Here is a 12,842-nt window from a genome sequence, read left to right on the forward strand (position 1 = left end):
GTTCAATCGACCATGAATCCGCCGGTCGCCGCCGACCTGGAGCCACGCGGCATGGCCGATCCGGCGCCCTGGACGCGGTGGGTGCGGCCGTAGAGGTAGCGGTCGGCGTCGGTCGGCGGCACGAAGCCCTCGGCCGGGGTCGACAGCTGTTTGTTGGAAGGCTGCACCAGGTACGGCGTGACGATCACGACCAGCTCGGACTCGTTGCGCCGGAACGCGTCGGACTTGAACAGCATGCCGAGGATCGGGATGTCGCCCAGGCCCGGCAGCTTGTTGATGTCCTGCTGCGTGTTGTTCTGGATCAGGCCGGCGATGGCGAAGCTCTGGCCGCTGCCGAGCTCGACGGTGGTGTCGACGCGCCGCGTCGTCAGGCCCGGCACGGTGAAGCCGTTCAGGTTGACCGAGCCCGTGGCGCTGAGCTGGCTGACCTCCGGCTTCACGCGCATGTGGATGCGGCCGCCGCCCATGATGGTCGGGGTGAACGCGAGGCTGACGCCGAACTGCTTGAACTGGATCGAGTAGGCGCCGTTGCCGGTCGAGATGATGATCGGGAATTCGCCGCCCGCCAGGAAGCTCGCGGTCTCGCCGCTCACCGCCGTCAGGTTGGGCTCGGCCAGCACCGTCAGCATGTTCTCCTGCGCCAGCGCGTCGACCAGCGAGTAGATGTCGGTGCCGCCCTTGAGGTAGCGGCCGAACAGCACGCCGCCGGCCGGCGAGCCGAGGCGGGCGCCCGTGCCGATGAGGTCCTGCGGCGTGCTCAGGCCGCCGACGACCTTTCCGGGAAGGTTGAACACCGTCTCCCAGTTGATTCCGAGCCGCTTGAACGACTCGCGCTGCGCCTCGACGATCTTGACGCGCAGCATCACCTGGTTGGAGCCCGAGAGCATGGCGCGGTTGATCACCGTGCCGCCCGGACCGGCCGTCATCATGGCCAGCCGGCGCGCCTCGTCGATCGCGCCGGGATCGGTGGCCCGGCCGGTCAGCACGACGGCGCTGCCGACGGTGCTCGCCTGCACGCTGCCGGCGCCGGGCAGCGACGCAGTCGCGGCGTTGGCGCGGCCGTGCTGGTGGGTGACGGTCACGTTGCTGTTGAGCAGCACGCGCTCGCGGTCGTCGACGGCGTAGAGGACGGTCTCGCCCGCCTTCTTGCCGAAGATGTAGATCGTGTTGGCGGACCGCACCTGCACGTCGGCGATGTCCGGATTGGCGATGAACACGGTCGACGCCGGCGACTTCAGCTTGATGATCGTTCCCTTGCCGACCTCGACCTGCAGCGTCGGGCTCTCGGTCGGCACGGCGGAGTTGCGGCCGAAGGTGCGCGGACGCGCCTCCTCGACCGGCGCGGCCGTCGACGCCGGCGGGGCGGCGGGCGGCGGCACGAGGACGGTCGAGCCGCCGGGCGCCGTCGGCGCGGCCGGTGGCTGGATCACCGGGCCGGCGCCGGGCGCGCCGCTGGAGCCGCCGGCCGGCGGCACGGCGCCGGGACGCGGCGGCAGCGGCACCGGCAGCGCCGACGGCGGGCTCGTGGGGGTCTGCGCGATCTGCGGACCGCTGGGCGGCGCGGCGCGGCCGGGACGGTTGGCGGTGCGCGCGGCCTCGGCGGCGCGCTGCTCGGGCGTCGGCACGGAGGCGACCGAACGGCCGCTCTCCGGATCCACGGTGGCCTCGGCCGGGGTCGGGACCGGCGCTGCGGGCGCCGCGGTCGGCGCCGGCGTAGAGGTCGGCGGCGAACCGGAACCGAACAGGCGGCCGAAGAAGCCGGGCTGGGCCGGCTCGGGCGGCTTCGGCTGGGCCTGCGCCTCGGCCTCGCTGCGCGCCTGCGCCTCGAGCTCCATGGCGCGGCGGCGGTTCAACTCGTCGGCAGACGTGTCGGACGGATCGACCGGGCGCGCGCGGGGCGCCTGGCGGCCGGGCGCCTGGGCCTCCTGCGGCCGGTTGACGCTCATGCCCGGCGACTGCTGGGCCGAGGCGTCGCGGCCGACCGACAGGCCCGCCAGCGCGATGAGGGCGAGCGTCGCGACCGCGCGCGGCAGGCTCCGTCCGTCGTTCGAGGCGGCGAGCGTCATGGTTTTACTCCTACTATCGGGCTTCCGCCCATGCCGGGGATGCTGGCGCCGGCGCCCTGGGGCGCCGCGCCCGCCGACGCGGCGGCGCCACGGATGATGGTGACCGCGCCCTCGCCCTGGACGGGCGGCGGCGGCGCGCTCGGGCCGGCCGGCGCCGCGATCACGGGCGTCGGTCCGCGCGAGCCCTCCTTGGCGCCGAGCAGCTGGCTGACCTCGTTGTCGCGCGTGAAGGTGCGCTCCTCCTGCTTCTCGCCCTCCGGCTCCTGGAGGCTGCGCAGGCTGAGCGACAGCTTGCCCATGTCCTGGGCCAGCGTGATGATCTCGCTCTGCTTCGGCGTGACCTCGAGCGTCGCGGTCTTGGCGATCTGCGGCGGCTCGCCCGGCCGCGACTCGAGCCGCTGGTCCATGGCGATGACCCGGATGTCGCTGAGGATGGTCTCGCTGGCGTAGCGTTCCTTCTCGCCGTCCTTGGACGGGGTGATGGTGTGGGTCAGCAGCAGGTCGACGCGGTCGCCGGCGAACACGAAGCCGGAGATGCCCGACGTCGCCGTCACCGGCACCGACACGGCGCGCGTGCCCGGCTGCAGCACGGCGGCCATGAACCCGCGGGTTCCCGGCAGCACGACGCGGCCCTCGGTGATCGGCTCGCCGGCCGAGACCGGCGCGCGCGCCACGGCGCCGACGAAATCCGACAGCGGCCGGCGGCCCTCGACGATGTAGCTTGGCGACAGCGTGCCTTCCGGCCAGGGCTGCCAGCGCAGGTCGTCCGGCTTGACGATCTGCCCGGTGCGGATGTCGGTGCGCGCCACCAGCACCTGGAGCGCGGGCTTGACCGCTTCGGAGGTCGCGGGACGCGAGGTCGCAAGCCGCTCCGCCGCGGCGCGCTCGGCGCCGAGGTAGGATTTGAGGAACATGACCGTGCCGCCCGCGACCGCGAGCGCCAGGACGAGCATCAGGATGCGCTTGGGATCCACGCTATCCTCCGTGGTTCAGCAGGTTGAGGGCGACGGCCACCGATCCGACGGCGATGGCGAGTCCGTAGGGCATCCGGCGGCCCAGCGCGCCGCGCGTCGGCGGCGCCGCCTCAGCGGCCGTGTCGTCGGCGGGCGTATCGACCGGCGCCGGACCGGTCGCCGGCACGCCGTCGCCGCCGCTCTGGTTGGCGATGCCGGGGATCAGGAACGCGGCGCCGAGCAGCGCGCCGGCGACCGTGGTGATGAGGACGAACTCGAGGCCGTAGGCCGGCCCGGCCCACAGCGCGGCGCCGGACATCAGCTTGACGTCGCCGCCGCCGAGCAGGCCGCCGGCGAACAGGCCGAAGCCGACCGCGAACATCGCCAGACCGCAGGCGATCGACCACAGCAGCCACGATACAGGCTGGCCGAGCGCGAGCGACAGCGCGGCGTGCGCGACGAACAGGCCGGCGACGGAGAGGCTGATCCGGTTGGAGATGCGGAACCGAGTCCAGTCGCTCAGCGCGGCGAGCAACGCCAACACGGCGAATCCAACGACGACCGCCTGGTCTATGAGCAGGAGCGCCTGCGACATGGCGCCGAATCCCTTCTAATTTTACGCTACGCCACGCCACCGTTCGAAATCAGCGGGCCTGTGACCCGACCCGCGCGGCCGACCCGGCCGTGATTCCGATAAATGCCTTGGACCGTCTCAGAACTTGCTCGCCGTCGAACTCATGGACGCGTCGATGCTGGAACCCACCGCCGTGTACGCCGCGACCGCCGCCACCGAGATGAAAGCCGCGATCAAGGCGTATTCAATCGCCGTGGCGCCTTCGTCGTCGCTTGCCAGCTCGCGGAGAATCGACAGCATCACTTGGCCCCATCATCGCATCCCGAAATCCGACCCCGGGTGGCGGTCCATCGGGGTCTCCGGTCCCCGAAGGCGTCATCCCTTGGTCGAAGCCGCGTCGCCGCAGCCGGAACGCCCGTGAATCAACAACTAGAATCTCACCTTAAATTTTATTTGAGAGATTACTTTAAGTCAACGAATATCAATTCAATTTATGAGATAAATATTCTAATTAATTGATTAATAAACGTTTTATTTCTTTCAAATTTTTTATGCGCAAACGCTTTCGCATGCCGCCCGGATCCAGAACGCCAAAGGCGCGCGGCCGAGGGATGGTCCCTCTTCCGCGCGCCTTCGGTGGGAAGGCGGTGGGCGGCCAGGCCGCCCACCGGATTCCGATGTTCGCTTAGAGCTTGGTCGAGACGTTCGTCATCGTGCCCGAGATGCCGGTGCCGACGGCGGTGAACGCCACGATGCCAGCCACCGAGACCAGGGCCGCGATCAGGCCGTACTCGATCGCCGTGGCGCCGGCGTCATCCTTGACGAGCTTGCGGAACATGGACAGCATTGTCGTATCTCCATCAATCTATGTTCGATGCCCGACCCGCGGCTCCACTTGGGCTTGGGATGCCCGGGTCTCTGAGGTCATCGTTGCGTCTGAAGCCGAAATTGGCCGCCGGTCCGACCGGCCTCCAAGACGCTCTTGGCTTCGTGATGAACGTCTTATCGTCAAAATACTTAAAGTGAATCGTTAAGTCAACAGAAGTTCTATTAATTAATTAGATAGAGTTCTCAGAACGTTGATTTTAAATGAAAAACTACTTAATTATTTTCTCTATTTCAATTCTTACCGGCACAGCCTGTCAAAATTTTCGGTGCCGTTTCCTATTCGAGCGCCGCGACCACCCCCATCGCCTCAGCGCGCCGCGAGCTGTGGGCAGGACCCAGAACGCCGAAGGCGCGCGGCCGAGGGATGGTCCCTCTTCCGCGCGCCTTCGGTGGGAAGGCGGTGGGCGGCTAGGCCGCCCACCGGATTCCGATGTTCGCTTAGAGCTTGGTCGAGACGTTCGTCATCGTGCCGGTGATGCCGGTGCCGACGGCGGTGAACGCCACGATGCCAGCCACCGAGACCAGGGCCGCGATCAGGCCGTACTCGATCGCCGTGGCGCCGGCGTCATCCTTGACGAGCTTGCGGAACATGGACAGCATTGTCGTATCTCCATCAATCTATGTTCGATGCCCGACCTGCGGCTCCACTTGGGCTTGGGACGCCCGGGTCTCTGTGGTCATCGTTGCGTCTGAAGCCGAAATTGACCGCCGGTCCGACCGGCGCCCAAGACGCTCTTGGCTTCGTGATGAACGTCTTGGGAGGAATATACTTAATGTTAAATATTAACTCAACAGTTGTTTAAGTATTCATTTAGAGTAACTTTATAGCGAATTGATATATATAATAAAAATGGCAAAATTATTTTTTCAGCATGCGGCTTTCAGGCGATTTTGAACGTGCATTGGCGGTGAAAACGACGCGAAAGGCGGCCGCTCACAAACGCCCATGAACGACGTTGGAACGCCTCAGACCGCGCCGAAAATCACGGAGGCGTTGGTGCCGCCGAAGCCGAAGGAATTCGACAGCGCGCGGCGCACCGGCCGTTCCTTGGCCACGTGGGGCACCAGATCCAAGTCGCAACCCTCGGACGGGTCGTCCAGGTTGAGGGTCGGCGGCACGGTCTGCTCGACGATCGACTTGATGGCGAAGATCGCCTCGATCGCGCCGGCGGCGCCCAGCAGGTGGCCGGTGGCCGACTTGGTGGACGACATCGACAGCTTGTAGGCATCGGCGCCGAACAGCCGCTTGACCGCGCCCAGCTCGATCTCGTCGCCCAACGGCGTGCTGGTGCCGTGCGCGTTGATGTAGTCGATGCCGTCGACGCCGATCCCCGCCCGCTTCAGCGCCGCCCGCATGGCCCGGAAACCGCCGTCGCCGTCCTCGGCCGGAGCCGTGATGTGGTGGGCGTCGCCCGACAGGCCGTAGCCGATCACCTCGGCGTAGATGCGCGCGCCGCGCTTGCGGGCGTGCTCGTACTCCTCGAGCACGACGGCGCCGGCGCCCTCGCCCATCACGAAGCCGTCGCGGCCCTTGTCCCACGGCCGCGACGCCTTGGTCGGCGTCTCGTTGAAGCCCGTCGACATGGCGCGGCAGGCGTTGAAGCCGGCGTAGCCCAGCCGGCAGATCGCCGCCTCGGCGCCGCCGGCCACCATGACGTCGGCGTCGTCCAGCGCGATCAGGCGGGCGGCGTCGCCGATGGCGTGCGCCCCGGTCGAGCAGGCCGTGACCACGGCGTGGTTGGGGCCCTTGAGGCCGTACTTGATCGAGACCTGGCCGGACGCGAGGTTGATCAGGGCCGAGGGGATGAAGAACGGCGAGAGCCGGCGCGGGCCCTTCTCCTTGATCGTCAGCGAGCCCTCGTAGATCGTCTGCAGGCCGCCGATGCCCGAGCCGATCATGACGCCGGCGCGCTCGCGGTCCTCGTCGGTGGCCGCCGTCCAGCCGGAATCCTCGATCGCCTGGCTGGCCGCCGAGACTCCGAACACGATGAACGGGTCGACCTTCCGCTGGTCCTTGGGCGGCATGTAGAGGTCGGCGTTGAAGTGGCCGTTGGCCTTGTCGCCGCGCGGCACCTCGCCGCCGATCTTGGTCGGCAGATCCGAAACGTCGAACGACTGGATGCCGCGGATGCCGGATTCACCGGCGATCAGGCGCTTCCACGTGGTGTCCACCCCGTCGCCGAGCGGAGTCACCATACCCATGCCGGTCACGACCACACGCCGCATCGATCCGCCCCGTGTCACGCGCGCGGCGCCAGTGCCGCGTCGACGATGGCGCCGGCCCGCCCGGCCCGGACGGCCGGCGCGCCGGCGATGGCGCCGGTCCGCCCGCCGCGGGCGGCCGGCGCGGCGCCAGTCAGCTGTGGGATTCGATGAACTTCACGGCGTCGCCGACGGTCTGGATCTTCTCGGCCGCGTCGTCCGGGATCTCGATGCCGAACTCCTCCTCGAACGCCATGACCAGCTCGACCGTGTCGAGGCTGTCGGCGCCGAGATCGTCGATGAACTTGGCCTCGCCCTTGACCTGGGCGTCCTCCACGCCGAGGTGCTCGATGACGATCTTCTTCACGCGGTCGGCGACATCGCTCATGTTCCGTTCCTCTGTGGTTCTTCTCGTCGTGCCGGACGCGCCCGCACGCTCTCCCGCCGACGGGGAGCCGGCCAAAGGTCGGCTTACCTAACACGTTTCATTTTTCCCCGCCAGCCGCCGAAAAGCGAGGAAAAACAAGGCGATTCAGTGTTCCCGCGCATTCCGCGCACAGCCCCGGGGAGCGTCTGCGCGCGCGCTGGACGGTCCACGATCTGTCTTCCCTTCTCCCTCGTCTCCTGGGCAGAAGGTCACAAACTCCCTCCCCCCTTGTGGGGGAGGGCTGGGGTGGGGGGTGTCTCAGGTTGCGATGATCGCGATCGAGCGGCGACGCTGAAGCGGGGCGCGAAGCGAATTCCCTGCGATAGCCCCCCCCCACCCCAACCCTTCCCCGTAAGGGGGGCGAGGGAGAAAAAGGAAGCGCGCCGCCTCAAACTGCATGAACTCGCCGGCCCCGCGTCGGGGATGGCGCGGATACGTCGAAATCCGCCCCGCACCCCCGCCATCCCGTCAGATCATCGCCATGCCGCCGTTGATGTGCAGGGTCTGGCCGGTGACGTAGGCGGCCTCGTCGGAGGCGAGGTAGACGACGCCGGCGGCGATCTCGGCCGGCGTGCCCAGTCGGTCGGCCGGCACGCGGGCGAGGATGCCTTTTTTCTGCTCGTCGGTGAGCACGTCGGTCATCGGCGTGGCGATGAAGCCGGGGGCGACGCAGTTGACCGTGATGTTGCGCGACGCCAGCTCCTGGGCCAGCGACTTCGACATGCCGATCAGGCCGGCCTTGGCGGCGGCGTAGTTCGCCTGCCCGGGATTGCCGGTCACGCCGACGACGGAGGTGATGTTCACGACGCGGCCGAAGCGGCGCTTCATCATCCCGCGCATCGCGGCGCGGATCAGGCGGAACGTGCCGGTGAGATTCACCCGCAGCACCGCCTCCCACTCCTCGTCCTTCATGCGCATCGAGATGTTGTCGCGCGTGATGCCCGCGTTGTTGACGAGGATGTCGAGCCGGCCCATCGCCGCCTCCGACTCCTTGGCCAGCCGCTCGATGTCGGCGGCGTCGTCCATTCTCGCGGCGACGACATGGGCGCGCTCGCCCAGCGACGCCTTCAGCGCCGCCAGCGCCTCCGCCCGCGTGCCCGACAGCGTGACCGTGGCGCCCCTGGCGTGCAGCGCCGTGGCGATGGCGCCGCCGATACCGCCCGAGGCGCCGGTCACCAGCGCCGCCTTGCCCGTGAGATCGAACATCGCCCCGCTCCCTGAAATCCGGTCGGCCGCGCCGGCGGCCGCGCTCACAGCGTCTTGAGGAAGGCCTCGACGTCGGCGGGACCGTTGACCGCCAGCCCGGCGATGTCCTTGTCGATGCGCTTGAGCATGCCCGTGAGGATCTTGCCGGCGCCGATCTCGACCTCGGTGTCGACGCCGCGCGCCTTCATCGCCAGCACGCATTCGCGCCAGCGCACGCGGCCGGTGACCTGCTCGACCAGCAGGGCGCGGATGCGCGCCGGATCGCTGGTCTCGTCGGCCGTGACGTTGGCGATCAGCGGCACCTTCGGCGGCGCCATGGTCACCGCCGCCAGCGCGTCGGCCATCGCGTCGGCCGCCGGCTGCATCAGCGCGCAGTGGAACGGCGCGCTGACCGGCAACGGCATGGCGCGCTTCACGCCCTTGGCCTTGGCGACCTCGATGGCGCGCGCGACGGCGTCCTTGTGGCCCGAGATCACGACCTGGCCGCCGCCGTTGTCGTTGGCGACGCCGACGATCTCGCCCTGCGCCGCCTCGGCGCACACCGCCTCGGCCTGCTCGACCTCGGCGCCGAGCAGCGCCGCCATGGCGCCGACCCCGACCGGCACCGCCTTCTGCATCGACCGGCCGCGCAGCTTCAACAGCCGCGCGGTGTCGGCCAGCGACAGCGCGCCGGCCGCCGCCAGCGCCGAGTACTCGCCCAGCGAGTGGCCGGCGACGTAGGCGCACATCGCGGGCAGCGCGCGGCCGCCCTCGCGCTCCAGAACCCGCACGGCGGCGACACTCACCGCCATCAGCGCCGGCTGCGCGTTCTCGGTCAGCGTCAGATCGGATTCCGGTCCCTCGAGCATCAGCTTGAACAGCTTCTGCTCCAGCGCGTCGTCGACCTCCTGGAAGACCTCGCGCGCGGCGGTGAAGGCCTCGGCCAGGTCCTTGCCCATGCCGACGGCCTGCGATCCCTGCCCGGGAAACACGAACGCCCTGCTCATCCCGTCACGTCCCTCCGATTCATCGCGCGGTCATACCGGCCGCGCGCCCCGCCGTCCACCGGCGCCGCGGACCACGCCCCGGCCCGCGTCGCCGCGCGTCTCACGGGCAGCGGGGCTTGCCGACGACGACCGTGCGGGCCGGACGCGCGCCCGGCATCGGCGGCGTGGACGCGGACGACGCGTACTCGAAATGGACGTCGACGAGGCAACGTCCGGCCACCACGCGGTAGGCGCCGCCGGGCACCCACTCGATCCGGCTGACCGGGTCCTCGAGAGCGCGGGCGATCTCGTTGGTCGCGACGACCGTGCCGAACTCGCCCCACCGCTCGTATTTCGGCGGCAGCGCGGCGTGGCCGCCCTGCATCGTCGCCAGCGTCCATCCCGCGACGCCCGCCACCGTGGCCACCGCCACAACAGTCCGCATCGACATCGCCATCCTCCACGGCCATGCAGGCGCGCAGCCTCGCAAACGCGCACGTCGCTGTCGAGCCGCGGCCTAGGACGCGCGCCCGCCGGCGAGGCGCCGCGCCAGCGCGATGAACCCGAGCACCGCCGCCGAGGCCTCGCGCCGCCGCGCCGCCAGCGCCAGCGGCGCGCGCACAGCCGGCCGGCCGTCGAGCCGCAGATAGGCGACTCCGTCGAGCCGCAGCCGCGCCAGAGATTCCGGCACCAGGGTCACGCCCAGCCCGGCGGCCACGAGATTCAACGTCGAGACGATGCGCGGCGCCTCCTGCGCCACCTGGGGCACGAAGCCGGCCTTGCTGCAGGCCGCGATGATGGCGTCGTGCAGACCCGGACCGGCCGGCCGGCGGTAGAGGATGAACGGCTCCGCCGCCAACGCCCGCAGCGCGACCGGGGGCGCCGCGCGGCGGCCGGCGGCGCGCGCCAGCGGATGCGCCGACGGCGCCGCCACGACCATCTCCTCGTCGGCCAGCGCGTGCAGGCGCAGGCCCTCGGCGTCGGCCACCGCCGACCGGATGAAGGCGACGTCGAGCCGCTCGCCGCGCACGGCGGCGACGAGATCGCCGGTGCTGGCCTCCTCCAGCGCCAGCGCGACGCCGGCGTGGTTTTCGCGGAACCGGCGCAGCGTCCCCGGCACCAGCGGATGGAACGGCGCCGAGCTGGTGAAGCCGACCGCGACGCTGCCGATCTCGCCGCGCGCCGCCCGCCGCGCCCGGGTCGCGGCGCGCTCGACCTGCGCGAGCGCCGCGCGCGCGTCGTCGAGGAAGGCGCGGCCGGAATCGGTCAGCGCGACGCCGCGCGGCAGCCGCGTGAACAGCCGCGCGCCGAGCTCGCGCTCGAGCGCGGCGATCTGCTGGCTGAGCGGCGGCTGGCGGATGCCCAGCCGCTCGGCCGCCCGGGTGACGTGGCCCTCCTCGGCGACGGCCACGAAGTAGCGGAGATGGCGCAGTTCCATATCCATATCTCCATCATATCGATATTGCGTCAATCATATATTTTACAGACTGGCATGTCCGCCCTACCCTGCGACCGCCCGGCCCGCTCGCTGACTGTGGCGCCGAGAGGTGGATTGAGAGATGGCCATCGCCCTGCCCGCCGCGCTGTTCGTCGCCATGGTCGCGACGGCGTTCCTGTCGGGTATCTTCGGCATGGCCGGCGGTCTGGTGCTGATGGGCATCCTGCTGGCGCTGCTGCCGCTGCCGGCGGCGATGGTGCTGCACGCCGTCACGCAGATGGCCTCGAACGGCTGGCGCGCGTGGCTGTGGCGGCGCCACATCCGCTGGAGCACGGCCGGCTGGTACGTGTCGGGCTGCCTCGCCACGCTGGGCGCGTGGACGCTTGTCAGCTACGTGCCGGACAAGCCGGTGGCGATGCTGCTGCTGGGCGTCACCCCGTTCATGGTGCGCGCGATCCCCGAACGGTTCATGCCGGCGGCGCTGACCCGGGTCCAGACCGTGGCCTCGGGAGTCGTCTGCATGAGCCTGCTGCTGCTGACCGGCGTCACGGGCCCGCTGCTCGACACGCTGTTCCTGCGCACCGGCATGGACCGGCGCGACATCGTCGCCACCAAGGCGTTCTGCCAGATCTTCGGCCACCTGCTGAAGCTGGTGTATTTCGGCGCCCTCATCGAGCAGGCCGGCGCGCTCGATCCCGTCCTGGCCGGACTCGGCATCGCCGCGTCGCTGATCGGCACGTCGCTGGGCAAGACCGTGCTCGACCGGCTCAGCGACGCGCAGTTCCGGCGCTGGTCCAACCACATCATCACGCTGATCTGCGCCTATTTCATCGGCCACGGCCTGCTGCTGCTCGCGGCCGGCGCCGGCTACGTGTGAGCGCCGCCGCGGCGGCGATTGCCATGTGGCCGTGAAGCCGGTTCAATCCGCCGTAATCAACAACGGAGGACCGACCACGATGCCCGACCTCGCGCGTACCACGCCGCCGTTCCGCGCCGACCATGTCGGCAGCCTGCTGCGCCCCGAGGCGCTGGCCGACGCGCGCCGGGCGTGGAAGCGCGGCGCGCTGCCGGCGGAGCGCCTGCGCGAGATCGAGGGATTCCGCGATCCGCGAGGTGGTGGCGCTGCAGGAGAGCGTCGGCCTGCAGAGCGTCACCGACGGCGAGTTCCGCCGCGACTACTGGCACCTCGACTTCATGTGGGGCTTCGACGGCGTCGAGCCGAGCGAGGAGGAGTTCGTCGTGCCGTTCTCCGGCGGCCAGAGCTTCGTGGCGCCGGCGGCCACCGTCGTCGGCAAGGTGCGCTATCCCGCCGGCGGCATCATGCGGGACCACTTCACGTTCCTGAAGGCCGCGACCAAGGCGACGCCGAAATTCACCATGCCCGCGCCGACCATGTTCCGCCACCGCTCCGGCGCCAAGGTGATCAGCGGCGAGATCTATCCCGACGTGGCGGAATTCTGGGCCGACATCGGCGCCGCCTACAACGCCGCCATCAAGGACCTGGCCTCCCAGGGCTGCCGCTACGTGCAGATGGACGACGTCAACTCGTGCTCGCTGTGCGACGCGGGGATGCGCGCGCGCATCGTCGAGCAGGGCGACGATCCCGACCGCGTGCTCGGACGCTACATCGGCGCCCTCAACGCGGCGACGGCCGGCCGGCCGGCGGGAATGACCGTCACGACGCACATGTGCCGCGGGAATTTCCGTAGCGAGCATATCGGCAGCGGCGGCTACGAGGCGATCGCCGACCGGCTGCTGTCGCAAGTGGACGTCGACGGCTTCTTCATGGAGTACGACGACGAGCGCTCCGGCGGATTCGCGCCGCTGCGCTTCCTGCCGAAGGGCAAATTCGCGGTGCTCGGCATCGTGACGTCGAAGACACCCGCGCTGGAGAGCAAGGATTCGCTCAAGCGCCGCATCGACGAGGCCGCGAAGTTCGCCGATCTCGACCAGCTCTGCCTCAGCCCGCAATGCGGCTTCTCGAGCACGCACCACGGCAACAACCTCACGACAGACGAGCAGCGCCGCAAGCTCGCGCTGATCGTCGAGGTCGCCGACGAGGTGTGGGGTAGCGCTTAGCGCGACGCCGGAACGGAAGAACCCCGGCTCCGCGAGGAGACCGG

Annotated in this window: 13 protein-coding genes and 1 pseudogene; 2 read left to right on the top strand and 12 right to left on the bottom strand. The window is 69.7% G+C overall.

The window, feature by feature from the left end; genetic code table 11:
* Nucleotides 1-2: 2 nt before the first annotated feature.
* The 12 genes from IPK81_02025 to IPK81_02080 all read right to left on the bottom strand — a co-directional run bounded on the left by IPK81_02025 (nucleotide 3) and on the right by IPK81_02080 (nucleotide 10,725).
* Entirely contained in the window at nucleotides 3-2,066 is a 2,064-nt protein-coding gene (locus IPK81_02025) for a pilus assembly protein N-terminal domain-containing protein (GenBank protein ID QQS13067.1), read from the bottom strand.
* A complete protein-coding gene (gene cpaB / locus IPK81_02030; protein QQS13068.1) occupies nucleotides 2,063-3,040 on the bottom strand; it encodes a Flp pilus assembly protein CpaB in 978 nt (325 codons plus the stop codon). The genes IPK81_02025 and cpaB overlap by 4 nt, the downstream gene beginning before the upstream one ends.
* Before the next feature lies 1 nt (nucleotide 3,041).
* The gene (locus tag IPK81_02035; GenBank protein QQS13069.1) at nucleotides 3,042-3,614 is read right to left on the bottom strand and encodes a prepilin peptidase; all 573 of its coding nucleotides are present in this window, start codon (nucleotides 3,612-3,614) and stop codon (nucleotides 3,042-3,044) included.
* Nucleotides 3,615-3,731: 117 nt separating this feature from the next.
* Complete coding sequence (locus IPK81_02040) at nucleotides 3,732-3,893, bottom strand: Flp family type IVb pilin (protein ID QQS13070.1); 162 nt, start codon at nucleotides 3,891-3,893, stop codon at nucleotides 3,732-3,734.
* A 385-nt stretch (nucleotides 3,894-4,278) separates the two neighbouring features.
* Nucleotides 4,279-4,440, bottom strand: coding sequence for a Flp family type IVb pilin (locus tag IPK81_02045; GenBank protein QQS13071.1), 162 nt, complete (start codon nucleotides 4,438-4,440; stop codon nucleotides 4,279-4,281).
* A gap of 479 nt (nucleotides 4,441-4,919) precedes the next feature.
* Nucleotides 4,920-5,081, bottom strand: coding sequence for a Flp family type IVb pilin (locus IPK81_02050; protein QQS13072.1), 162 nt, complete (start codon nucleotides 5,079-5,081; stop codon nucleotides 4,920-4,922).
* A 366-nt stretch (nucleotides 5,082-5,447) separates the two neighbouring features.
* On the bottom strand, nucleotides 5,448-6,707 hold the full coding sequence (gene fabF / locus IPK81_02055; GenBank protein ID QQS13073.1) for a beta-ketoacyl-ACP synthase II: 1,260 nt from the start codon (nucleotides 6,705-6,707) through the stop codon (nucleotides 5,448-5,450).
* 130 nt (nucleotides 6,708-6,837) lie between these two features.
* Nucleotides 6,838-7,071: an acyl carrier protein gene (locus IPK81_02060; protein ID QQS13074.1), complete on the bottom strand. Its 234-nt coding sequence runs from the start codon at nucleotides 7,069-7,071 to the stop codon at nucleotides 6,838-6,840.
* 507 nt (nucleotides 7,072-7,578) lie between these two features.
* Nucleotides 7,579-8,316 (bottom strand): 3-oxoacyl-[acyl-carrier-protein] reductase, encoded by a 738-nt coding sequence (fabG, locus tag IPK81_02065; protein ID QQS13075.1) that lies wholly within the window; start codon nucleotides 8,314-8,316, stop codon nucleotides 7,579-7,581.
* Nucleotides 8,317-8,360: 44 nt separating this feature from the next.
* Entirely contained in the window at nucleotides 8,361-9,302 is a 942-nt protein-coding gene (gene fabD / locus IPK81_02070; GenBank protein QQS13076.1) for an ACP S-malonyltransferase, read from the bottom strand.
* Nucleotides 9,303-9,402: 100 nt separating this feature from the next.
* Nucleotides 9,403-9,732: a hypothetical protein gene (locus IPK81_02075; GenBank protein ID QQS13077.1), complete on the bottom strand. Its 330-nt coding sequence runs from the start codon at nucleotides 9,730-9,732 to the stop codon at nucleotides 9,403-9,405.
* 66 nt (nucleotides 9,733-9,798) lie between these two features.
* Complete coding sequence (locus tag IPK81_02080; protein ID QQS13078.1) at nucleotides 9,799-10,725, bottom strand: LysR family transcriptional regulator; 927 nt, start codon at nucleotides 10,723-10,725, stop codon at nucleotides 9,799-9,801.
* A gap of 115 nt (nucleotides 10,726-10,840) precedes the next feature.
* Between IPK81_02080 and IPK81_02085 the strand changes: the two genes are divergently transcribed.
* Both IPK81_02085 and IPK81_02090 read left to right on the top strand, forming a co-directional pair.
* Nucleotides 10,841-11,596, top strand: a complete 756-nt coding sequence (locus IPK81_02085) for a sulfite exporter TauE/SafE family protein (protein ID QQS13079.1) — start codon at nucleotides 10,841-10,843, stop codon at nucleotides 11,594-11,596.
* A 79-nt stretch (nucleotides 11,597-11,675) separates the two neighbouring features.
* Nucleotides 11,676-12,798 (top strand): annotated as a pseudogene (locus IPK81_02090) (5-methyltetrahydropteroyltriglutamate--homocysteine S-methyltransferase).
* The last annotated feature ends 44 nt before the right edge of the window (nucleotides 12,799-12,842 follow it).

It is taken from the genome of Rhodospirillales bacterium (genome assembly GCA_016699855.1).
GTDB lineage: Bacteria > Pseudomonadota > Alphaproteobacteria > Reyranellales > Reyranellaceae.